17 protein-coding genes and 1 pseudogene are annotated in these 20,053 nt (G+C 71.6%); 13 read left to right on the top strand and 5 right to left on the bottom strand.

Going from position 1 to position 20,053, the window contains the following annotated elements; genetic code table 11:
- Positions 1-29 precede the first annotated feature (29 nt).
- The gene (locus ID554_RS29345; protein ID WP_117227709.1) at positions 30-677 is read right to left on the bottom strand and encodes a GGDEF domain-containing protein; all 648 of its coding nucleotides are present in this window, start codon (positions 675-677) and stop codon (positions 30-32) included.
- A gap of 255 nt (positions 678-932) precedes the next feature.
- On the opposite strand from ID554_RS29345, the gene ID554_RS29340 reads away from it, so the two are divergent.
- The 6 genes from ID554_RS29340 (at position 933) to ID554_RS32195 (ending at position 4,652) form a co-directional block, all read left to right on the top strand.
- Complete coding sequence (locus ID554_RS29340; RefSeq protein WP_117227708.1) at positions 933-1,172, top strand: DUF397 domain-containing protein; 240 nt, start codon at positions 933-935, stop codon at positions 1,170-1,172.
- A gap of 139 nt (positions 1,173-1,311) precedes the next feature.
- Positions 1,312-2,193 (top strand): helix-turn-helix domain-containing protein, encoded by an 882-nt coding sequence (locus ID554_RS29335; protein WP_396888575.1) that lies wholly within the window; start codon positions 1,312-1,314, stop codon positions 2,191-2,193.
- Positions 2,194-2,306: 113 nt separating this feature from the next.
- The gene (locus tag ID554_RS29330) at positions 2,307-3,362 is read left to right on the top strand and encodes a LacI family DNA-binding transcriptional regulator (protein ID WP_117227707.1); all 1,056 of its coding nucleotides are present in this window, start codon (positions 2,307-2,309) and stop codon (positions 3,360-3,362) included.
- Positions 3,363-3,364: 2 nt separating this feature from the next.
- A complete protein-coding gene (locus ID554_RS29325; protein WP_117227706.1) occupies positions 3,365-3,571 on the top strand; it encodes a hypothetical protein in 207 nt (68 codons plus the stop codon).
- A 135-nt stretch (positions 3,572-3,706) separates the two neighbouring features.
- The gene (locus tag ID554_RS29320) at positions 3,707-4,402 is read left to right on the top strand and encodes a protein kinase domain-containing protein (protein ID WP_117227752.1); all 696 of its coding nucleotides are present in this window, start codon (positions 3,707-3,709) and stop codon (positions 4,400-4,402) included.
- Positions 4,383-4,652: a hypothetical protein gene (locus tag ID554_RS32195; protein WP_117227705.1), complete on the top strand. Its 270-nt coding sequence runs from the start codon at positions 4,383-4,385 to the stop codon at positions 4,650-4,652. Before ID554_RS29320 ends, ID554_RS32195 begins: the two co-directional genes overlap by 20 nt.
- A gap of 41 nt (positions 4,653-4,693) precedes the next feature.
- Here the strand turns inward: ID554_RS32195 and ID554_RS29315 are convergent.
- A pseudogene (locus ID554_RS29315) lies at positions 4,694-5,026 on the bottom strand (nitrilase-related carbon-nitrogen hydrolase); the annotation flags it as partial.
- 162 nt (positions 5,027-5,188) lie between these two features.
- Between ID554_RS29315 and ID554_RS29310 the strand changes: the two are divergent.
- Complete coding sequence (locus ID554_RS29310; RefSeq protein ID WP_117227704.1) at positions 5,189-6,016, top strand: DedA family protein; 828 nt, start codon at positions 5,189-5,191, stop codon at positions 6,014-6,016.
- 114 nt (positions 6,017-6,130) lie between these two features.
- Here the strand turns inward: ID554_RS29310 and ID554_RS29305 are convergent, their stop codons facing one another.
- Complete coding sequence (locus tag ID554_RS29305; RefSeq protein ID WP_117227703.1) at positions 6,131-8,404, bottom strand: ATP-binding cassette domain-containing protein; 2,274 nt, start codon at positions 8,402-8,404, stop codon at positions 6,131-6,133.
- A 178-nt stretch (positions 8,405-8,582) separates the two neighbouring features.
- Here ID554_RS29305 and ID554_RS29300 point away from each other — a divergent pair, with 178 nt between their 5' ends.
- Positions 8,583-9,311, top strand: coding sequence for a MerR family transcriptional regulator (locus ID554_RS29300; RefSeq protein ID WP_117227702.1), 729 nt, complete (start codon positions 8,583-8,585; stop codon positions 9,309-9,311).
- A gap of 132 nt (positions 9,312-9,443) precedes the next feature.
- Here ID554_RS29300 and ID554_RS29295 read toward each other — a convergent pair whose 3' ends face one another.
- A complete protein-coding gene (locus tag ID554_RS29295) occupies positions 9,444-10,649 on the bottom strand; it encodes a hypothetical protein (protein WP_223884330.1) in 1,206 nt (401 codons plus the stop codon).
- Positions 10,650-10,966: 317 nt separating this feature from the next.
- Between ID554_RS29295 and ID554_RS29290 the strand changes: the two genes are divergently transcribed.
- Positions 10,967-12,265 carry a D-alanyl-D-alanine carboxypeptidase family protein gene (locus tag ID554_RS29290; protein WP_117227701.1) on the top strand — a complete coding sequence of 433 codons (1,299 nt, stop codon included), beginning with the start codon at positions 10,967-10,969 and terminating at the stop codon, positions 12,263-12,265.
- A gap of 174 nt (positions 12,266-12,439) precedes the next feature.
- A complete protein-coding gene (locus tag ID554_RS29285) occupies positions 12,440-13,657 on the top strand; it encodes a D-alanyl-D-alanine carboxypeptidase family protein (protein WP_191088658.1) in 1,218 nt (405 codons plus the stop codon).
- Between the two features lie 208 nt (positions 13,658-13,865).
- Here ID554_RS29285 and ID554_RS29275 read toward each other — a convergent pair whose 3' ends face one another.
- The gene (locus tag ID554_RS29275; protein WP_223884328.1) at positions 13,866-14,318 is read right to left on the bottom strand and encodes an MmyB family transcriptional regulator; all 453 of its coding nucleotides are present in this window, start codon (positions 14,316-14,318) and stop codon (positions 13,866-13,868) included.
- An 864-nt stretch (positions 14,319-15,182) separates the two neighbouring features.
- On the opposite strand from ID554_RS29275, the gene ID554_RS29265 reads away from it, so the two are divergent.
- From ID554_RS29265 to ID554_RS29255, 3 genes are read left to right on the top strand one after another with little or no spacing between them, the layout of a single operon-like run.
- On the top strand, positions 15,183-18,005 hold the full coding sequence (locus ID554_RS29265; RefSeq protein ID WP_117227699.1) for a Na+/H+ antiporter subunit A: 2,823 nt from the start codon (positions 15,183-15,185) through the stop codon (positions 18,003-18,005).
- The gene (locus ID554_RS29260) at positions 18,002-18,475 is read left to right on the top strand and encodes a Na(+)/H(+) antiporter subunit C (protein WP_117227698.1); all 474 of its coding nucleotides are present in this window, start codon (positions 18,002-18,004) and stop codon (positions 18,473-18,475) included. Before ID554_RS29265 ends, ID554_RS29260 begins: the two co-directional genes overlap by 4 nt.
- Positions 18,472-20,046 carry a Na+/H+ antiporter subunit D gene (locus ID554_RS29255; RefSeq protein ID WP_117227697.1) on the top strand — a complete coding sequence of 525 codons (1,575 nt, stop codon included), beginning with the start codon at positions 18,472-18,474 and terminating at the stop codon, positions 20,044-20,046. Before ID554_RS29260 ends, ID554_RS29255 begins: the two co-directional genes overlap by 4 nt.
- Positions 20,047-20,053: the final 7 nt, after the last annotated feature.

The raw sequence follows: 20,053 nt of genomic DNA, 5'->3' as shown, positions 1-20,053 counted from the left end.
TCGGGCCGGCCACGCACCGAAGGGACGGGTCAGCACTCGGCGAGATGGGCGCTGTCGTGCAGGGCGCGCCGGGTGCGACCCACGCCGATCCCCTTGGCCTCGTACATCGCTGCGTCGGCCCGGTCGAGTGCCTCGGTGAGCTGTTGACCCTGCACCGGTGCCAGACCGACCGAGGCGGTCACCCGGAGGGTGACCGTGCCCAGCGGGATCGGTGCGGCGAGCATGTCGCAGAGCCGCCGGGTGGCGTGATCGATCCAGCGACGGTCCACTGTGGGGCTGGCCAGCAGCCCGGCGAACTCGTCCCCACCGAGCCGGGCGACCAGGTTGTCTCCGGCGAAGGTGGCCAGCCGCTCGGCGACGCTGATCAGCACCTGGTCACCGGCGGCATGCCCGTGGCGGTCGTTGATCTGCTTGAAGTCGTCCAGGTCGAGCACCACGGCGACCAGCGGGCGGCCCGCGCCGTCGGTGAGCAGGGTCGCGGCGAGACGATAGAAGGCGCGCCGATTCGGCAGGCCGGTCAGCGGGTCGTGGCTGGCGGCGTGCCGCTCGGCGGTGAGTTCGGCCTGGAGGCGGCCGATCTCGGCCTCGGCTCGTACGGCCCGACGCCCGAGCTGCCAGGAGGAGAGCAGGGCACCGACGGCGCAGATACCGGACGCGACCGTGAGCGGATCCGGCACGCACCTCTCCCTTCGCCGCGAGCGCGTCCCGCGACCGGCCGACGGGCGTGTGCCAGACGCCCTCGTTTCCCCTGGTGAAAGCCGGGATCGCGTGACAGAAAGTGAGCGGATGGGCACCGCTCACTTGCGCTATCATGCTCGCTGTCCAATGCAGATGCAATAGCAGATGCACGTGCAGATGAGTTGAATCCATCCCTCTTGCCGCTACCGCTCCTCCCACGGCACCGGCGCCTACCGGAGAGAACCGACGCCACCATGCAGCAGCCGCCCAACGGCGTACCCGTCGCCCAGTTGCCTCCCCTCGCCTGGCAGAAGAGTCGGCGCAGCAATCCCAGCGGAAATTGCGTCGAGCTGGCGGAACTTCCCGAGGGGGCGGGGATCGCCATACGTAACTCCCGCCACCCGGAGGGCCCGGCGTTGATCTACACCGCGGACGAGATCGCCGCGTTCGTGCTCGGCGCCCGGGACGGGGACTTCGACCATCTGATCGGCTGAACCTCCATCCCATACGCGGGAATCGCCGCACACGGGATGGAGGTTCACCTCACTGATGGTTCATGGCATGCTTACACGTCGGTCGGACCGGTCCGTCGGTCCGGCCGACGAGACGGCGTGCGGAGGACGGCAGGTGACCATGGTTTCCGCGGACGAAGGTCCGGCGGCGGGCCCGACCGTGCTGCGGATGCTGCTCGGTGCCCAACTGCGGCGGTTGCGTGAGTCGCGCGGGGTCACCCGGGAGAACGCCGGGTGGGAGATCCGGTCCTCCGAGTCCAAGATCAGCCGGATGGAGCTGGGTCGCGTCGGGTTCAAGGAACGCGACGTCGCCGACCTGCTCACGCTCTACGGCGTCACCGCCGAGCAGGAGCGTGGCGCGCTGCTCAAGCTGGCCCGGGACGCCAACAACCCGGGCTGGTGGCACCGCTACGGCGACGTGCTCCCGTCGTGGTTCCAGTCGTACCTGGGCCTGGAGGCCGCGGCGGCGCTGATCCGCAGCTACGAGGTGCAGTTCGTGCCGGGCCTGTTGCAGACGCGCGAGTACGCCCGCGCCGTCGTGTTGCTCGGGCACGGCCAGGCCGCGCCGGCGGAGATCGACCGTCGGGTCGACCTGCGGATGCGCCGGCAGGAGGTGCTGCAGCGGGTTAAGCCGCCCCGGCTCTGGGCGGTGGTCGACGAGGCGGCGTTGCGCCGCCCGATCGGCGGCCCGCAGGTGATGCGAGGCCAGCTGGAGTCGCTGCTCAAGGCCACCCAGACGCCGAACGTCCGGGTGCAGGTCATCCCGTTCGCCGCCGGTGGGCACGCCGCCGCGGGTGGCGCCTTCACCATCCTGCGCTTCGGTGACCAGGACCTGCCGGACATCGTCTACATCGAGCAGTTGACCAGCGCGATCTACCTGGACAAGCGCGATGACCTCGACTTCTATGCGGTGGCCATGGAGCGTCTCTGTGTCGAGGCCGAGCCGCCGGAGCGCACGGCCGAGATCCTCGAACGGATGATCGCCGACCTCGACCCCAGGTGACCCACCTGAGCCGTTGATCCGATGCCCCACGACGGCGGGATTGACACCTGGCGAACTGCTGGCTAGTCTCTGGATCGATCCAGTTACTGAATCGATCCAGAAGGGCGGGTCGCATGAAACCGACCCTGAAGGCCGTCGCCGAGGCGGTCGGCGTATCCCGAAGCACCGTCTCCAACGCCTACGGCCGTCCCGACCAGCTCTCCACCGAGCTGCGGGAGCGCATCCTGGAGACCGCCCGGCAGATGGGCTACCCGGGGCCCGATCCGACCGCCCGGTCGCTGCGTCGTGGCGTCGTCGGCGCCATCGGCGTCCTGTTCACCTCGCGGCTGTCGTACGCGTTCACCGACCCCTTCGCGGTCCGGTTCGTCACCGGCGTCGCCGAGGCGGCCGAACGGCACGACAGCAACCTGCTGCTGGTGCCGCTGCCGCCGGACGCGTCGGGGGCCCGGCGGGCGGTGGAGAACGCCGCCGTGGACGGGTTCTGCGTCTACTGCGTCGGCGACGAGGAGGGGATCCTCGCCGCGATCCGTGGCCGTGGACTGCCCTTCGTCACCACCTCGGCGCGATCCGGCGCGGACGACCGGTGGGTCGGCATCGACGAGCGGGCCGCAGCCCGCTCGGCGGCCGCGCACCTGGTCGAGCTCGGCCACCGCCGGGTCGCGCTGCTCGGTCACGACGTCCTGCCGCGCGCCGCGTCCGACCTGCTGCGGGTGGCCGACGTGGCCGACGTGCCACACCCCACCACCCGTGACCGGTTCGCCGGCTTCGCCGACGCCTTCGCGACGGCCGGCGTGCCCTGGTCCGACCTGACGGTGCTCACCGCCCGGGACAACACCCGGGACGCCGGGGCCGCCGCCACCTCCGCGTTGGCGTCCCTGCCCGAGCCGCCCACGGCGGTACTGGCCGCCTCCGACGTGCTCGCCTTCGGCGCGCTCGATGCGTTGCGCGAGCAGGGGGAGTGGGGGCGCCAGGTCTCGGTCACCGGCTTCGACGACATCGCCGAGGCCGCCACGGTCGGCCTGACCACGGTGCGCCAGCCTGCCGAGCAGAAGGGGCGCACCGCCGCCGAACTGCTCCTCGAACCGCCCGCGGACGCCCGCGCGGGTCAGATCCTGCTGCCCACCACGCTCGTCGTCCGGACCAGCTCCGGACCTGTCCCGAGGAGTTGACCATGGAACAGTCCACCGGATTCGTGTCCGCCATCGACGCAGTCACCCGCCACGTCAACTCCGCGCGGCCGGACGCGCCGATCCGTCCCGATCCGCCCCGCACTGCCCGCTTCGCCGCCGCCCGCCGACTCACCGCCGGGGCCTTGCGCCGGCTGGCCGACCAGATCCAGCCGACCCCGCTGCCCAGTCCGACCAGCTGCGTCCGATAACAGCGACCGGCAATAGGACGGTTCGCTCCAGGTCCCTACCGCCCCGTCGGGCGCCGGCCCGGATCCCTCCGGAACGGCGCCCACCAGGCCGCTCGGGTCGTGCGCGGGCCGGTGCACCAGGCAGACTGGGAACCGATGTCAGCCTTCACCCCCAGCCTGCGGTTGCACGACCGCTACGTGCTGCACGACCGGATCGGCCTCGGCGGGATGTCCGAGGTCTGGCGGGCCGACGACGAGGTCCTCGGCCGACCGGTCGCCGTGAAGGTCCTCGCCGGTTCGTTCGCCGTCGACCCGGACCTGCGGGCCACCCTCCGGCGCGAGGCCCGCGCCGCGGCACGCCTGGCCCACCCGCACGTCACCCAGGTGTACGACTACGGCGAAGCCACCCTCGACGGTGGCACCGTGGTGCCGTTCCTGGTCATGGAGCTCGTCGACGGGCAGAACCTCGCCGATCGGCTGGCCGACGGCCCGCTGCCCTGGCCGTCGGCGCTGCGCACGGCCGCCCAGGTGGCCACCGCCCCCCTGGCCGCCGCGCACCGGATCGGCGACGTACGGTCCGGCTCGGGGCGGCCCGGTGCCGGGGCGTTCCCGGCGGCCCCGGCGGCCGGTCGGCGCACTGGTCGCGACCGGCCTGGCCCTGGTGGTCGGCATCGGCACGGCGATCGCCCTGAGCGGCGGCGACGACGGGGTGCCCGCAGCCACGCCCAGCGCCGCGCCGGCCGCGCCGCCGCCGACCTCCACGCCACCCCCCACATCGGCCGCTCCCCGGCCCAGCGCCACGCCGTCGACCACCCGACCCGAGCCGGTGAGCATGCCGCAGACCGCCGGTGAGCTCATCGCGTTGCTCACCGAGGGGCAGTTCACCGGCGACATCGACCGCAAGGTCGCCGACCGGCTGCGCAAGGACCTGACCGAACTCGCCACCGGCAAGCCCGAGGACCGTGAGAAGCGCATCGAGAAGCTGCGCGACCGCCTCGACGACGAGGTCGACCGCGACCGGGTCCCGGCCGACGTCGCCGACCGCCTGGAACGCCTGCTCGACAAGATCGAGGACTCACTCGACGACGAGGACGACGACTGACCGGTCTCAGGTGAGCGTGGCCCGGACGAAGTCGCCCGGACCAGCACCGCGCCGTCGGGTGCCCAGATCGCCGACCGTCCGGCGGCCTCGGTGTAGCCGCCGCCGGTCGAACCGGCGAAGCTCGCCACCGCCACCACCACCCGGTGCGTGGTGGAGATCCGCAGCGCCCGCTCGTCGGGGACCGCCGCGTCAGCGGCATGGTCGAGGATCGACGCGACGTAGACGTCGACGCCGAGCGCGCAGGTCCGCGCGACGTGCTCCGGCACGCCGGTGTCCTTGCAGATCGCCAGGCCCAGCCGCCAGCCGTCGACGGACAACACGACCGCCTCCGGGCCGGGCGTGAACCGTCGGGCCTCCACCGGGCCGACCCACATCTTCGCCGCGACGTCGTAGGCCACGCAGGACGGCTGGGCGACGGCGATCCGCAGCGGTCCGCGCGCTGAAGCTTCACTCATTCCGGGTACTCTAGGATCCGCTCGGTCCTCAATCGACGGGTGGTTGTGCGACTCTCGGCTTCAGTTCGTAGCGTGTGGGCCATGGTTCACGCCCCGCACGCTCCGTCTGGTGCCGACGTCGTCGGCCAGTCCGCGCCACCCGAGGACGGTCTGGTCGGCCTGGTCACCGACCTGATGGAGCGACTCGGCGCCCCAGGGGCGGGGCTGGCCGTGGCGTTGGAAAACCTCTTCCCGCCGATTCCCAGCGAGGTGATCCTGCCGCTCGCCGGCTTCGTCGCCGCGCAGGGCCGGATGAGCCTGGTCGGGGCGATCTTCTGGACCACCCTCGGGTCGCTGGTCGGCGCCCTGGCGCTCTACTGGATCGGTGCGGCGCTGGGGCGGGAACGGACCCGGGCGATCGCGGCCAAACTGCCGTTGGTCAAGCTCAGCGACGTCGACCGGACCGAGGAGTGGTTCCTCCGACACGGCGTCAAGGCCGTCTTCTTCGGCCGGATGATCCCGATCTTCCGCAGCATGATCTCCATTCCGGCGGGCGTGGAACGGATGCCGCTGCTCACCTTCACGATCTACACCACGCTGGGCAGCCTCATCTGGAACACCACCTTCGTGCTGGCCGGATACCTGCTCGGCGACAACTGGCACCTGGTCGAGGGGTATGCCAGCATCCTGCAGAAGGTGGTCATCGTGGCCTGCCTGGCCGGGCTGGTGTGGTTCGTGATCACCCGGATCCGGCGCTCCCGGCGGACCGGCGGGCTGCGTGCCAACGACACCGCCTCTGCGGTGGCCGAGTCGGCGTCGACCGGAACCCCCGACCCGGAGGGACGGGGCACCATCTACCGCAGCACCTGGGCCGACGACCGGCCCGTGACGGACCAGGAGCGCCCGGACCAGTCCGGGCGCCGGTGGTGAGACGAGGGTGACCGGAGAGCCGCAGGGCTGGGCCGCGCAGGCAGGGGTGGTCACGCTGCGCCGCCTGACGGTCATCCCCCGCCCGACACCACGGTGTCGGGCGGGGGATGACCGTCAGCGGGCGACGTACTCGCGCAGGTGACGTGCGGTGAGGGTGTCGCCGTGCGCGACCAGGTCGGCGGGGGTGCCGGTGAAGACGACCCGTCCGCCGTCGTGACCTGCGCCCGGCCCCAGGTCGATCAGCCAGTCCGCATGCGCCATCACCGCCTGGTGGTGCTCGATGACGATGACCGTGTTGCCGGTGTCCACCAACCGGTCGAGCAGCGCCAGCAACTGGTCCACGTCGGCCAGGTGTAGGCCCGTCGTCGGCTCGTCCAGCACGTAGGTGCTGGCCTTGTCGGCCATGTGGATGGCCAGCTTGAGCCGCTGTCGTTCACCGCCGGAGAGGGTGTTCAACGGCTGGCCCAGGGTGAGGTAGATCAGCCCGACGTCGGCCAGCCGGTCCAGGACCACCCGGGCGGCGCCGCCGGGGAAGACGTCCCGCGCCTCGCTGACCGACATGCCGAGCACCTCGCTGATGGTGCGGCCCCGCAGCCGGTAGGTCAGCACCTCGTCGGTGAAGCGGCGACCCTCGCACCGCTCGCAGACCGAGGCGACACCGGCCATCATCGCCAGGTCGGTGTAGACCAGTCCGATGCCCTTGCAGGTCGGGCAGGCGCCCTCGGAGTTGGCGCTGAACAGTGCCGCCTTCACCCCGTTGGCCTTGGCGAACGCGGTGCGTACCGGGTCGAGCAGGCCGGTGTACGTGGCCGGGTTGCTGCGCCGTGAACCCCGGATCGGGGACTGGTCGACCACGACCACCCCGTTGCGGCGGTGCAGTGAGCCGTGCACCAGCGAACTCTTGCCCGAGCCGGCCACCCCGGTGACGACGGTCAGCACGCCGAGCGGGATGTCCACGCTGACATCGCGCAGGTTGTGCAGGTCGGCGTGGCGTACGGCCAGGTGTCCGGTGGGGGTGCGGACCTGTTCGCGCAGGCGTACCCGGTGGTCGAGGTGCCGGCCGGTACGGGTGTCGCTGCGGCGCAGCCCGGCGATGTCGCCGGTGTAGCAGATCCGTCCGCCGGCGGTGCCCGCGCCCGGACCGAGGTCGATCACGTGGTCGGCGATCGCGATGGTCTCCGGCTTGTGCTCGACGACGAGGACGGTGTTGCCCTTGTCCCTCAGGCGCAGCAGCAGGTCGTTCATCCGCGCGATGTCGTGCGGGTGTAGGCCGACGGTGGGTTCGTCGAAGACGTACGTGATGTCGGAGAGGCTGGACCCGAGGTGCCGGACCATCTTGACCCGCTGCGCCTCGCCACCGGAGAGGGTGACCGACTCGCGGTCGAGACTGAGGTAACCCAGACCGATCTCGACCAGCGAGTCCAGCAGCTCCCGCAGGTTCCCGGTCAACGGGGCCACCGAGGAGTCCTCGATGCTCCGGACGAACGCGGCGAGGTCGCTGATCTGCATGGCGGCGCACTCGGCGATGTCGCGTCCGGCGATGCGGGAGGAGAGCGCGGCGGCGTTGAGTCGGGTGCCGTCGCAGTCGGGACAGGTGGTGAAGGTGACCGCCCGGTCGACGAAGGCCTTGACGTGCGCCTGCATCGACTCGCGGTCCTTGGTCAGGTAAAGCCGGCGCACCTTGACGACCAGGCCCTCGTAGGTCAGGTTGTTGCTGCCCACCTTGATCTTCGTGGCCGGCTTGTGCAGGAAGTCCTCCCACTGCTGCGGGGTGAAGTCCTGGAGCTTGACGTCCGGGTCGAACAGGCCCGAGCCGACGATGGTCTGCCAGTACCAGGTGTCGACCGCGAAGTTCGGCACGGTGACGGCGCCGTCGTTGAGGGACTTCTCCACGTCGACGAGCTCGTTGACGTCGAGGTCGGAGACCCGGCCCAGGCCCTCGCAGGCGGGGCACATGCCCTCGGCCAGGTTGAAGCTGAACGCCCCGGCGCCGCCGACGTGCGGGCTGCCAAGCCGGCTGAACACGATGCGCAGCATCGCGTACGCGTCGGTGGCGGTGCCGACGGTGGAGCGGGAGTTGGCGCCCATCCGCTCCTGGTCGACCACGATCGCCGGGGTGAGGTTGCGCAGCGAGTCCACGTCCGGCCGGGAGAGGTTGGGCATGAACGACTGGAGGAACGCGCTGTACGTCTCGTTGATCATCCGTTGCGACTCGGCGGCGATGGTGCCGAAGACCAGCGACGACTTGCCGGATCCGGAGACGCCGGTGAAGACGGTCAGGCGACGCTTCGGGATGTCGACCGAGACGGAGTCGAGATTGTTCTCCCGGGCGCCGCGTACCTCGATCACGTCGTGACTGTCGGCGGCGGACCGTGCTGGCTGCTGCATGCGAACCCTTCGCGAGATCGTGGACGGACTCCCGCCCGGAGAAACCGGCGGGGATGGCCTGGCCAGCTTCAAGTGTCTCATTGACCATGTCGTGGAGACTTCTGTCGATCACCCTCTGCTCGTTGAGGGGAAACATGCCCGAAAGTCTCAAACGCTGCCGAGGCGCTAGTGTGAACCCGTGGCGGGACGGCGAGGGACCGGGCGGCTGCGCGCGGTCGACCTCGCCGCGACGGTCGGCATCTCCGTGCAGCAGGTGCGCAACTACGTCGACCTCGGGGTGCTGCCGCCCGTGGAGCGCACGCCGAGCGGCTACCGGATCTTCACCCCGGCGCACGAGCGGGCCCTGACCGTGGCCCGGGCGGTGGCCGACGGGCACGGCTGGGGGCGTACCCGCGAGATCATGGCGGCGGTGCACGCGGGTGACCTGCCGGCGGCGCTGGCCGCGCTGGACGCCGGGCACGCCGAACTGGACCGGGAACGCGCCGAGATCCGTCGGGTGCTCGGCGCCTTCGAGACGGTGGTGACCAGCCCTGTTTCGCCGGTCGCGGTACCCCGCCGGAGCGCCCGGGTCGGCGCGGTCGCCGACCTGGTCGGGGTCCGCACCTCGCAGCTACGGCTCTGGGAGACGCGTGGCCTGCTCCGGCCGACGCGCGAACCGGGCACCGGTTACCGGCACTACGACGAGGCCGAGCTGCGCGCGGCCCAGGTGGTGGCGCTGCTGCGCCGGGGCGCCTACCCGTTCGAGATCATCACGGCGGTGCTCGACGAGCTGAGGAGCACCGGCAGCCCGCAGCGGGTCCGCGCGGAACTCGCCCGGCGGGAGCAGGACCTGCACCGACGCGGCCTGCGTCGGCTGGCCGGCTCCGCCGCGCTGCACGCCTACCTCCGGCACCTCGGCCGGGCCTGACCCGCCCGCCGGAAAGCTCAGCGCAGCACCAGCAGGTCGAGGTGGTCGATCAAACTGTCGCGGTCGGTGCCGCACAAACGGACGGTGGGCGACGGTCGGAGCCGTCGCCCACCGTCCGTGGGTCTCGCCAGGTCAGTTGACCGAGCAGGGGGCCAGGTTCACCAGTTCGGCGGGCCGGTTGCCGTCGACCCGGCCGATCGCGGTGGCGATCCGATTCAGGGCGGCGACACGCCGGTCCTTCAGCGGGCCGACGACGGTGTTCTGAACGAAGTTCGGTCCACCCTCCGGGCGTACCGCGAGCTGGGCGAGACGGGCGTTGGCGTCCGCGATCTGGTTGTCCAGGTTGGCCAGCTCACGCTGCACCTCGGCAGCGGCCTGAGCGGGTACGGTCGGCAGTCGGTCGGCGACGCTCGGGCAGTTCACCCGCTGCGCCACGCCGGCCCCGGCGTTCCCGTTGTTCCCGCCGTTGCCCGCGTTGCCGTTGCCCGCGCCGCCGTTGAGCGCGCTGGGGGCGCCCGGGGCGTTCAGGCCGCAGGTGGCGAGGCTGGCGAGGTTCGGGCGTTGTCCGCCGGCCCGGTTGATGTTGATGCCGATGCGGTCGAGGGCGGCGGTGCGCTTGCTGGCCAGCGGGCCGAGGATGGCGTTCTGGATGAAGTTGGCGCCACCCTGGGGGTTGGCGGCTTGTGCGGCGAGGCGGGCGTTGGCCTCCTCGATCTGCTTGTCGAGGTTGGCCAGTTCCTGTTCGACCCCGTTGACGGCGGCAGCGGGTACGCCGGAGAGCTTGTCCCGGACCGTCGGGCAGTTCGCCGTCTGCGCCGCACCGGCTCCGGCGTTGCCGTTGTTGCCGCCGTTGTTGGCGTTCCCGGCCCCGATGTCGCCGTTGCCCGCGCCGCCGTTGAGCGCGCTGGGGGCGCCCGGGGCGTTCAGGCCGCAGGTGGCGAGGCTGGCGAGGTTCGGGCGTTGTCCGCCGGCCCGGTTGATGTTGATGCCGATGCGGTCGAGGGCGGCGGTGCGCTTGCTGGCCAGCGGGCCGAGGATGGCGTTCTGGATGAAGTTGGCGCCACCCTGGGGGTTGGCGGCTTGTGCGGCGAGGCGGGCGTTGGCCTCCTCGATCTGCTTGTCGAGGTTGGCCAGTTCCTGTTCGACCCCGTTGACGGCGGCGGCCGGCACACCGGAGAGCTTGTCCCGGACCGTCGGGCAGTTCGCCGTCTGCGGCCCGGCGCTGTCGTCGGCGGAGGCCAGCGTCAAGCCCGCGCCGAGCAGCGCGACCGCGAGGATGCCGACCCCGCCGACCTTCAGGGCGGCCTGCTTCCGCTGATTCTGGGTACGCCTGACCATGCATCTCTCCTCATGAATGACCGCCGGGGCGGGCCGACGCGGGTCGGCGGTTGCCGGCTGGAGCGCCGTGGAAAGCCCGGGTGGTGCGGCAGCGGCGGCCGGTCCGCGTGCCGTGCACCATTCCCGGGATGACCGTCGGGCGAGCTTCGGGAGCGCTCCCGTCGCAGGTCCGAACGTTGTGGTGTGTTCGGCTGTGGATACGGGGGGCGTACGGGATCGGTTCAACCGGTGCGTGTGGAAGATCGGCGAGCTCGGGTCGAGTCGGCGGTGCGACCGATCGGCTGCTCCCGCCGATCGTGCCGTTAGTCTGCGTCTTCATGAGAGTTCGGGCCTTCTCCGTCAGCGTCGCCGTCCTCGCGATCGTGGCGGCTCCCGCGACTCCCGGTGCGGCTGCGGTCACCGAGCGTGCTGTGGGCGCGTCCCCGTCGACCCCGCCCCTCCCGGCTGCCACGCCAGTTCCGGGACCGGCTGCCGTGCCCTGCCCGAAGGCGGTCGCACCGGAGGTGAACCGCTCGCCACGACCGACTCCGCCGCCGTCGGATCCAGAGCATCTGGCGGTCGGCGGGGAACTGCTGGCGACACCGGGCCTCGTCGTGCCGCAGGGTGTACCGGCCCCGCCGAAGGTGACTGCGACCTCGTGGCTGGTGGCCGACCTGGATACCGGCGCGGTGCTGGGCGGCTGCGGTCCGCACGAGTACGCCACCCCGGCCAGCGTGCAGAAGCTGTTGCTGGCCGCGACGATGCTGCCCCGGCTCGATCCGCAGCAGACGATCAGCGTGACCCGGGAGGACCTGGACATCGCGCCTGGCTCCTCGGCGGTCGGGCTGCTGCCCGGCGGCCGGTACCGGGTGGAGACGCTCTGGCTGGGGCTGTTGTTGCAGTCCGGCAACGAGGCCGCCAACGCACTGGCCCGCCTCGGCGGCGGCCCGGACGGTGCGGCGGGCGGGGTGCGGGCGATGAACGAGTACGCCCGCCATCTCGGCGCGTTGCAGACCCACGCGGTCACGGCGTCGGGGTTGGACGGTCCGGGGCAGTTCACCAGCGCGTACGATCTGGCGCTGATCGCCCGGGCCTGCTTCGCCGACCCGACGTTCCGCCGGTACGCGCTCACCGAACGCACCCGCATCCCGGCCCAGCGTGGGCTGGGCGGCAAGGGTTTCCAGATCCAGAACGAGAACCAGCTCATCTACCGCTACCCGGGCGCGTTGGGCGGCAAGACCGGCTTCACCGACTACGCCCGGCACACCTATGTGGGTGCCGCCGAACGGGACGGCCGCCGGTTGGTGGTCACGCTGCTCGGTGCGGAGCCTCGACCGCAGCGCGGCTGGGAGCAGGGTGCCGCGTTGCTCGACTGGGGCTTCCGTCTGCCCCGGGAAGCGGGCGTGGGGCGGCTGGTGGAGCCGGGGGAGTGGGATGCCGTGAGGTCGCCGGCCACGCCGTCGCCGGCGGTGCCCGAGCCGGCCGAGGCGCCCCCGGTGAGCAGCGCCACCTCGGCCACCGTCGACGACCGCCCGGGCGCGGGCACGGTCGTGGCGCTGGCTGTCGGCGCGGTCGTGATCGCGATCGCGGTGGTCGCCGCCCGCCGGGCCCGCGCCTCGGGCCGCCCACGCGACTGACCCGCCGACCCGCCACCACCCGGGCTTCTGCCGGCGCGGCTCCGGGTCGCCGTGTCCGCGGGCCCTTCCGAGCGTGCTGTTCAGCCTGAAAGACGCGTCGCCGTGCGCGCCGAGGGCGTGCCCGATGGTCGATTTGCCGGACCAGTCGGTAATTACCCGATAGTGTCGCTGAATGTGAGAGTACGAGCTCTGGCCGTCGCGGCGGCTGCGGTACTCATGACGGCGCCGCTGCCGCCGATCGCCGCCGTGGCGGCACCGATCCCGTGCCCGCGTCCGGCGCCGCCGGCTCCCGGGCCGTCGCAGCCGGTCACGCCGTCACCGGACCCGGTGCAGCGGGCGGTGGGCGGCGCGCGGCTGGCCACCCAGGGGCTGGTCGTCGCGTCGGGGGCGCCCGCGCCGCCGAAGGTGGCCGCCACCTCGTGGCTGGTGGCCGACCTGGACACCGGCGCGGTGCTGGGCGGCTGCGGTCCGCACGAGTACGCCACTCCGGCCAGCGTGCAGAAGCTGCTGCTGGCCGCGACCATGCTGCCCCGACTGGACCCGTCCGACATGGTCACCGTCACCGACGGCGACCTCGACATCGAACCGGGCAGTTCGGCCGTCGGGCTGGTGAAGGGCGGCCGGTACCGGGTGGAGACGCTCTGGCTGGGCCTGCTGCTGCGCTCCGGCAACGAGGTGGCGAACGCGCTGGCCCGGGCCGGTGGCGGAGCGGACGGCATGACGGGCGGGCTGCGCGCGATGAACGAGCAGGCCCGGCAGCTCGGCGCGTACCAGACGCACGCGGCGACCCCGTCGGGTTTGGACGGTCCGGGGCAGTTCACCAGCGCGTACGACCTGGCGCTGATCGCCCGGGCCTGTTTCGCCGACGCGCACTTCCGCCGGTACGCGGCCACCCGGGAGGCGACCATCCCGCCCCAGCCGAGGCAGGGCGCGAAGGGCTTCACCATCGACAACGACAACCAGCTACTCTACCACTACCCCGGGGCGCTGGGCGGCAAGACCGGCTACACGGACCTGGCCCGGCACACCTACGTGGGCGCGGCCGAGCGGGGCGGGCGTCGGCTGGTGGTCACGCTGCTCGGCGCGGACGTCGTCGACAAGCGGGGCTGGGAGCAGGGGGCCGCGCTGCTCGACTGGGGTTTCGCGCTGCCCCGGGACGCCTCCGTCGGGGTGCTGGTGAGCCCCGGCACCGCGACGTCCGCCGTACCGTCGGCCCCCGTGCCACCGCAGGCGCTGCCCGGCGGGGCGGCCGGCGAGTCCGGCCGACGTACCCTCGCCGCCCCGCTCCGGTGGGCCTCGCTGACCGTGCTCGCCGCCGGCCTGACCCTGCTGGGCGGCGCACTCGTCGCCCGCCGCGGTCGGGCAGCCCACCGTGGTCGTCCGGACCTTTGACCTGCTCCGGCCGGACTGGTCGGCACCCGTCAGCAGCGCCCCCGGCGCAGGCTCGGCCGGTGGGCGATCGGCCTTGGCGTGGTGGTGTCGGCGCCACCGCGCGGGAGAACCGGCGGCTGGTGCGGCAGTTGATGACCGACGGCGGGTTCGTCGGCTACGACCGGGAGTGGTGGCACTTCCGCTACCGGGACGAGCCCTGGCCGGACACCTACTTCGACAGCTCGCCGTCGCCGTGCCGGAACCGCAGCGGGACGGCGACCCGCGAGGCGAGGTCACCGACCGGCTCGGCGGGACCGTCGCCGCCGGGGTAGCCGCAAAGCTCGTCATGCAGCGCGGACAGCACCGGATCGCTGGTCGCCTGGGCCTGGTGACGCAGCCGTTTGAGCAGGTGAGTGCGCCACTGCGCCAGGTTGGCGATGCGCGGTGCCATGCCGTCCGGATGCAGGCTGAGCCGCAGCACGTTGACCGGTGGGACGAGCAGGTCGGGGTGGGCGTCGGCGGTGAACAGGGCGACCGTGGGGTTGGCCTCGAGGAGCTGCCAGTGCCGGTCGACGAGCACGGCCGGGTACGGGTGGTGCCCGTCGAGGATCCGCCGCACGGCGGCGCGGACCGGGGCCAGTTGTGGCGACGAGGAGACGTCGATGGCTGTCGAGTTCGACACGTTGGTCGAGCGGTACCTGGCGATCTGGAACGAGACCGACCCGGCGCGGCGTCGCCGGGAGATCGACGACGTGTTCGCCGTCGAGGGGCGCTACGTCGACCCGTTGGTGGTCGCCCAGAGGGCGGGAGGCCGTCGACGCGACGATCGCCGCGGTGCAGGACCGGTTCCCGGGGATGACGTTCCGCGCGGTCGGTCCGGTCGACGGCCACCACCAGCAGGTCCGCTTCGCATGGGAACTCGGTCCTGAGGGCGTCTAGGCGCCGATCGCCGGTTTCGACGTGGCGACCGTCGACGACGACGGCCGATTGACCCAGGTACTGGGGTTCCTGGACCGGGTTCCCGTGGCCTGAGACCTGTTTCATGAGGGCGGTCGTCCAGGGGGGGGGGCGATGTCGTGCCGGCCGGGGCACGCCGGTACGACATCGCGCCCCGCGAAGGCATGACCGTCCTCGTCCCGACGTCCCGTACGCTGTGGGCCATGACTGCCGTACGTCGATGTCTTCGTGACGCACGGTGGCCGGCCTCGCCGGTCCCGCACCTCCTGTCTTCGGATCGGGATCAGCCGACGGCTGGACGATCTGCGCACCCTCATCGACGAGCTGGAACGAGAACTTCGTATCGACCGCGACGACGGACGACTCCGACGTGCGGGACGAGACTGAACATCCGTTAAGGTGTGATCGGATTGCCTGGTGAGCGGCGGGTTTCGAGCGTGGGTCCGGATGTGAACCGCACGTGAACTCGCACACGAGGCGGGGCGGTCTGTCAGGGTGACACACCTTTGATCCGGATCACGGCAGATGCGGATTGCGGTCCTTACCGGATAGGGTCGTCAGACCGACGAATGATCTCTGGGGAGGGTGTGTGCTGGTACTGGTGGCGGTCCATGCGCTGACAGCCGTGATCGCCCCGGCGCTGGTGCGGACCTGGGGACGGCACGCCCTCTACCTGGTGGCACTGGTGCCTGGCGCGACGCTGGTGTGGGCGCTGGCTCACACGAGCGGGGTCCGCTCCGGTGAACCGGTGGTGGAAACCGTCTCCTGGGTGCCGCAGTTGGGGCTGGAACTCGCGCTACGGATGGGCACGCTGTCCTGGCTGATGGTGGTACTGGTCGGTGGGGTCGGCGCGTTCGTCCTCGCGTACAGCGCCCGCTACTTCCGCTCCGACGACCCCAGCCTGGGACGCTTCGCCGCCGTGTTCGTCGCCTTCGCCGGCGCGATGCTCGGCCTGGTCGTCTCGGACGACCTGCTGCTGCTCTACGTGTTCTGGGAGCTGACCACGGTCTTCTCCTACCTGCTGATCGGCTACGACCCGGCGAAGCGGGCCAGCCGACGGGCGGCCATGCAGGCCCTGCTGGTGACGACGCTGGGCGGTCTGGCGATGCTCGCCGGTTTCGTCATGCTCGGCCAGCACGCCGGCACCTACCGGTGGTCCGAGATCGCCGAGAACCTGCCAGGCGGCGGCTACCTCGCGGTGGCGATGGTGCTGGTCCTGCTGGGCGCGCTGAGCAAGTCGGCGATCTTCCCGTTCAGCTTCTGGTTGCCCGGCGCGATGGCGGCTCCCACACCGGTCAGCGCCTACCTGCACGCCGCGGCGATGGTCAAGGCCGGCGTGTTCCTGGTCGCCCTGATGGGCCCGGCGGTCGCCGAGGCCGGACCGTGGCGCCCGGTGCTCCTGGTGGCCGGTCTGCTCACCATGTTCTTCGGCGGCTGGGCCGCGTTGCGCCAGGTCGACCTCAAGCTGCTGCTGGCCTACGGCACGGTCAGCCAGCTCGGCCTGTTGATGGTGGTCCTCGGTGGCGGCACCCGGGACACCGCGCTGGCCGGGGTGGCGATGGTGCTGGCGCACGCCCTGTTCAAAGCGACCCTGTTCCTCACCGTCGGGGTGGTCGACCACGTCACCGGCACCCGTGACCTGCGCGAACTCAGCGGGCTCCGGCGTCGGGCACCCGCCCTGGCCGTGGTGGCCGGTCTCGCGGCCGCGTCGATGGCCGGCCTGCCGCCGATGGCCGGGTTCGTGGCCAAGGAGGCGGCGGTCGAGTCGCTGCTGCACGGCGGCACCGCGAACCTGGTCGTCCTCGCCGGGGTGATCCTCGGCTCGGTGCTGACCGTGGCGTACACCCTGCGGTTCATGTGGGGCGCCTTCGCCGACAAGCCGGACACCCCGACCACCGAGTCCACGCCGGTGTCCTGGTCGCTGCTCGCCCCGGCCGCGGTGCTGGCGGTCGCGGGTGTCACCGCGGGTCTGTTCGCCCCGGCCGTGGACCGTGTGCTCGCCCCGTACGCCGACCTCTACCGCACCGCCGAACCGGGCTACCACCTGGCGCTCTGGCACGGCCTGACACCGGCGCTGGGCCTGTCGGTGCTGGCGATCGCCGCCGGTGCCGGCCTGTTCCACCTGATGCGGCGCGAACGGGTCCGGGCGACGCTGCGACTGCCGTTCGACGGCGCCACCTTCTACAAGAAGGCCATCGGCGGCATCGACCGCCTGGCCGTCGAACTGACCGGTGCCACCCAGCGTGGTTCGCTGCCGTTCTACCTCGGCGTCATCCTGGTGGTGCTGGTCGTGCTGCCCGGTGGAGCGCTGATCGCGGGCGGCCCCTGGCCGCAGCGTTTCCACCTGTGGGACACGCCGTTGCAGGGGGTCGCCGCCGCGGTCGTCGTGATCGCCGCCGTGATGGCCGCCCGCGCGCTGCGCCGGCTCACCGCGATGATCCTTGTCGGCGTCGCCGGCTACGGCATCGCGCTGCTGTTCGTCCTGCACGGTGCCCCGGACCTGGCGTTGACCCAGTTCCTGGTGGAGACCGTCACGATCGTGATGTTCGTGCTGGTGCTGCGTCGTCTGCCGGTGAAGTTCTCGGAACGGCCGATCCGGTCCAGCCGTCGGGGACGCGTCGCCATCGGCATCGCGGTCGGAGCGGTCACCGCCGGCATGGTGTACGTCGCGACCGGCGCCCGCCAGGCCATCCCCATCTCGGTGGACTTCCCCGACGAGGCGGTCTCCTACGGCGGCGGCAAGAACGTGGTCAACGTGGCCCTGGTCGACATCCGGGCCTGGGACACCATGGGCGAGATCGCGGTGCTGGTGGTGGCCGCCACCGGTGTGGCCAGCCTGATCTTCCGCCACGCCCGTGACCTCGACCGGCGTGGCCAGATCCCCGGCGGGAGCCCGACCGAGTCGGCCCGGCCCCGCTGGCTGACCACCGGCGCCACCGCGCGTTCCCAGTCGGTCATCCTCCAGGTGGTCACCCGACTGCTGTTCCACGCCATGCTGTTGTTCTCCATCTACCTGCTGTTCAGTGGCCACAACGCCCCGGGCGGTGGTTTCGCCGCCGGTCTGGTCGCCGGCCTCGCCCTGGCCGTGCGCTACCTGGCCGGTGGGCGTACCGAGCTCAACGGCGCGGCACCGGTCGACGCCGGCGCGGTCCTCGGTGCCGGACTCTTCGTCGCGGTCGGCACGGGCGTGGCCGCGATGCTGTTCGGTGGGGAGTTCCTCCAGAGCGCCCTGCTCGACTTCCACCTGCCGGTGCTGGGGCACATCCACTTCGTCACCTCGGCCTTCTTCGACGTCGGCGTCTTCCTGATCGTCGTCGGGCTGGTGCTGGACATCCTGCGCAGCCTGGGCGCCGAGATGGACCGCCAACACGAGACCGAGGACGCCGAGATCCGCGAGAAGGAGCTGGTGTGACACCCAACCTCACCTACGTCATCGTGGTGGGCGTCCTCGTCGCCGCAGGCGTGACGTTGCTGCTGGAGCGCAGCCTGACCCGGGTCCTGATGGGCGTCATCCTGCTCGGCAACGGTGCCAACATGCTGCTGCTCACCGGCGGCCGCTCCGGCACCGCGCCGATCGTCGGCGTCGGGCCGCAGGAGGAGATGAGTGATCCGCTGCCTCAGGCGATGATCCTCACCGCCATCGTGATCACCCTGGGCATGACCGCCTTCCTGCTCGCCCTGGCCTACCGGAGCTGGCACCTCAACGGGCACGACGAGGTGCAGGACGACGTCGAGGACCGCCGGATCATGGATCTCGCGGAACGCGACGAGGGTCCGGGTGACGCGGACGCGGGCACCGGCGACGACGATGACGATGACGACGCGAAGACCGAGACAGAGCGGTCTCGAACCGCCGCGGTCGACACGGGGAGGGCCGGATGACCTACCTCGTTCCGCTGCCGGTGGTGATGCCACTGCTCGGCGCGGCACTGACGTTGTTGCTGCTCGGCCGTCCGCGCGCCCAGCGGTGGGTCAGCCTCACCGTGCTCACCGCCACCGTCGCGGTCGCCGCGATGCTGCTGGTGCGGTCCAGCATCGACGGTCCGCTCGTGGTGGAGGTGGGCGGCTGGGTGGCCCCGCTGGGCATCGTGCTGGTCGCTGACCAGCTCGCCGCGCTCATGCTGGTGGTCTCCGCGTCGGTCACCCTCTGCGTGCTGGTCTACTCCATCGGGCAGGGCATGGCCGACGGCAACGAGGAGACGCCGCTGTCGGTCTACCACCCCACCTATCTGGTGCTGACCGCCGGCGTGTGCAACGCGTTCCTCTCCGGCGATCTGTTCAACCTCTACGTCGGTTTCGAGATCCTGCTGGTCGCCAGCTACGTGCTGCTGACGCTGGGCAGCACCGAGACCCGGATCCGGGCCGGCACCACGTACGTCGTGGTCAGCCTGCTCTCCTCGGTGATCTTCCTGGTCGCCATCGGCCTGGTGTACTCCGCGACGGGTACGCTCAACCTGGCCCAGCTCGTCGACCGGCTGGACGCCCTGCCCGACGATATGCGGCTGGTGTTGCAGGGCATGCTGCTACTCGCCTTCGGCATCAAGGCGGCGGTGTTCCCGTTGTCGGCCTGGTTGCCGGACAGCTATCCCACCGCGCCGGCCCCGGTCACCGCGGTCTTCGCTGGCCTGCTCACCAAGGTCGGTGTGTATGCGATCATCCGGACCGAGACGCTGCTGTTCCCCGGTGGCCGGACGGCAACCCTGCTCCTGGTGGTAGCCGTGTTGACCATGCTGGTCGGCATCCTCGGTGCGGTGGCCCAGTCCGACATCAAGCGGTTGTTGTCGTTCACCCTGATCAGCCACATCGGGTACATGCTGTTCGGCGTCGGGCTCACCTCGTCGCTGGGCCTGTCTGCGGCGATCTTCTACGTGGTGCACCACATCACCATCCAGACGACCCTGTTCCTCGCCGCCGGCCTCGTCGAACGCCGCGGCGGCAGCACCGCCATGGACCGCCTCGGCGGCCTGGCACGGCTGTCGCCGGTGTTGGCCATCCTCTTCTTCGTGCCCGCGTTGAACCTCGCCGGCATCCCACCGTTCTCCGGGTTCCTCGGCAAGGTCGGCCTGGTCCAGGCAGGTATCGCCGACGGTGGCGTGCTGGCCTGGATCCTGGTCGCCGGTGGCCTGGTCACCAGCCTGCTCACCCTGTACGCGGTGGCCCGGGTGTGGAACCTCGCGTTCTGGCGGGCGCCGCACCCGGACATGCCGGACTCCGGTGACTCCGACCGGGCGTCCCGCACCGAGGGGGCGGTCCAGCCGCAGGTGAGCACCGCCGGCCAGAGCGGCGCCGTGTTGCCCGGCCTGATGATCGCGCCGACCGTGGCGCTGGTGGCGCTCGGGCTGGCGTTGACCGTGGTGGCCGGTCCGCTCTTCGACATCAGCACCGACGCCGCCGACGACCTGCTGCGGCGGACACCCTACGTCGAGGCCGTCTTCCCAGGGGGTACGCCGTGAGCCTCGA

It is taken from the genome of Micromonospora craniellae (assembly GCF_014764405.1).
Classification (GTDB): Bacteria; Actinomycetota; Actinomycetes; order Mycobacteriales; family Micromonosporaceae; genus Micromonospora; species Micromonospora craniellae.
The sequence above is the reverse complement of the archived record's forward strand: the minus strand, read 5'-3'. Positions and strand labels throughout refer to the sequence as shown.